Genomic DNA, 2,056 nt, shown 5'->3' on the forward strand with positions numbered 1-2,056 from the left:
GGTCCGGGGGGCGGCCCCGCCGTCGCCGGGGGCGGCTTCGGGGAGGAGGGCGCGGCATGGGAGAGCCGGTGATCGTGGAGGCGGTGCGGACGCCCTTCGGGCGGCGGGACGGGGTGCACCGGGCGACGCACCCCGACAGGCTTCTCGCCCTGGCGCTCCAGGGGCTGGTGGAGCGCGCCGGGATCGAGCCGGTCCTGCTGGAGGACGTGATCACGGGCTGCGTCACCCAGGCGGGCGAGCAGGGTGCCAACGTGGGCCGGCTGGCCACGCTCCTGGCCGGCTTCCCGGTGGAGGTGCCGGCGGTGACGCTCAACCGCATGTGCGGCTCGAGCCAGCAGGCGGTCCACTTCGCCGCCCAGGCGGTGGCGGCGGGCGACGCCCGCTTCGTCGTCGCCGCCGGCGTGGAGAGCATGACGCGGGCGCCCATGTTCAGCGACATCCAGGGCGGCTTCGAGCGGCTCGACCCCGACCTGCGGAGCCGCTACGAGCTGGTCCACCAGGGCGAGAGCGCCGAGCGGATGGCGGAGCGCTGGGGCATCTCGCGCGAGGAAGCGGACGCCTTCTCGGCCGAGAGCCACCGGCGCGCCAGCGCCGCCGCCCGCGAGGGGCGGAACCGCGAGCTCCTGCCCGTGCCGGCTCTGGACGCCGAGGGGCGGCCCGTCACCGTCACCCGCGACGAGGGCGTCCGCGACGCCGTCGACCTCGCGCGCATGGCCGCCCTGCCCACCGTCTTCCGGCCGGAGGGGCGGGGCATCGTCACCGCCGGCAACTCGAGCCAGATCGCCGACGGCGCGGCGGCCGTCCTGGTGGCCGACCGCGAGGCGGCGCGGGCGGAGGGGTTGCGGGTGCGGGCGCGCTTCCTGGCGCGGGTGGCGGTGGGCGACGACCCCACGCTGCAGCTGGCGGGCGTCATCCCGGCCACCCGCAAGGCGCTGGAGCGGGCGGGTCTCTCGATCCGCGACCTGGACTGGATCGAGATCAACGAGGCCTTCGCCACGGTGGTGCTGGCCTGGGCGCGCGAGTTCGAGCCCGACATGAGCCGCGTCAACCCCTGGGGCGGCGCCATCGCCCACGGCCACCCGCTGGGCGCCACCGGCGCCGGCCTCATGGCGAAGATGCTGGCCGGCCTGGAGGCGACGGGCGGGCGGCTGGGGCTCCAGGTGATGTGCATCGGCCACGGCATGGCCACGGCGACCGTGCTGGAGCGGCTCTGACCGGGCCGGAGCGGCTCGGACCGGGCTGAAGCGGCTCTCACAAGGAAGCGGGACGCGGGGAGGGAGGAGCGGCGATGGAGGTGCGCGGGGCGAGCTTCCTGGTGACGGGCGGCGGCTCGGGGCTGGGCGCGGCCACGGCCGAGCTGCTGGCGGAGAGCGGGGCGCGGGTGGTGCTGGCGGACGTCAACGCCGAGGCGGGCGAGGCCGAGGCCCGCCGCATCGGCGCGGCGGCCGCCTTCGTCCCGGCCGACGTGACCGACCCGGAGAGCCTGGGGCGGGCGCTGGAGACGGCCGCCGCCGGGGAGGGCGGGCTGCGCGGCGTCGTCCACTGCGCCGGCGTGGCCATCGCGGAGAAGGTGCTGGGGCGCGAGGGGCCGCACGACCTGGACCGCTTCCGGCGCGTGGTGGAGGTCAACCTGGTGGGCACCTTCAACGTCCTCCGCCTGGCGGCGGCGGTGATGGCGCGGAACGCGCCCGACGCGGAGGGCGAGCGCGGCGTCCTGGTCACCACGGCCTCCGTCGCCGCCTTCGACGGCCAGATCGGCCAGGCGGCCTACGCCGCCTCCAAGGGCGGCGTCGCCGCCATGACGCTTCCTGTGGCGCGGGAGCTGGCCCGCTACGGCATCCGCGTGGTGGCCGTGGCCCCCGGCCTTTTCGACACGCCCATGATGGCGGGGCTGCCCGAGCCGGCGCGGCGCTCGCTGGAGGCGCAGGTGCCCTTCCCCCCGCGCCTGGGCCGGCCGCGCGAGTACGCGCTCCTGGTGCGGCAGATCCTGGAGAACCCCATGCTCAACGGCGAGGTGATCCGCCTGGACGGGGCGCTGCGCATGGGGCCGCGCTAG

General features: G+C 77.0%; 2 protein-coding genes. Both read left to right on the plus strand.

Annotation, left to right across the window (positions count from 1 at the left end):
• The first annotated feature begins 56 nt into the window (after positions 1 to 56).
• Entirely contained in the window at positions 57 to 1,214 is a 1,158-nt protein-coding gene (locus tag K6U79_11660; protein MCL6523010.1) for a thiolase family protein, read from the plus strand.
• A gap of 74 nt (positions 1,215 to 1,288) precedes the next feature.
• Entirely contained in the window at positions 1,289 to 2,056 is a 768-nt protein-coding gene (locus K6U79_11665; GenBank protein MCL6523011.1) for a 3-hydroxyacyl-CoA dehydrogenase, read from the plus strand.

The organism is Bacillota bacterium (assembly GCA_023511835.1).
Lineage (GTDB): Bacteria > Bacillota > Sulfobacillia > JAIMAT01 > JAIMAT01 > JAIMAT01.

Coding starts and splice junctions, on each gene's coding strand:
- K6U79_11660 (MCL6523010.1), top strand. CDS start 57: ATGGGAGAGCCGGTGATCGTGGAGGCGGTGCGGACGCCCTTCGGGCGG.
- K6U79_11665 (MCL6523011.1), top strand. CDS start 1,289: ATGGAGGTGCGCGGGGCGAGCTTCCTGGTGACGGGCGGCGGCTCGGGG.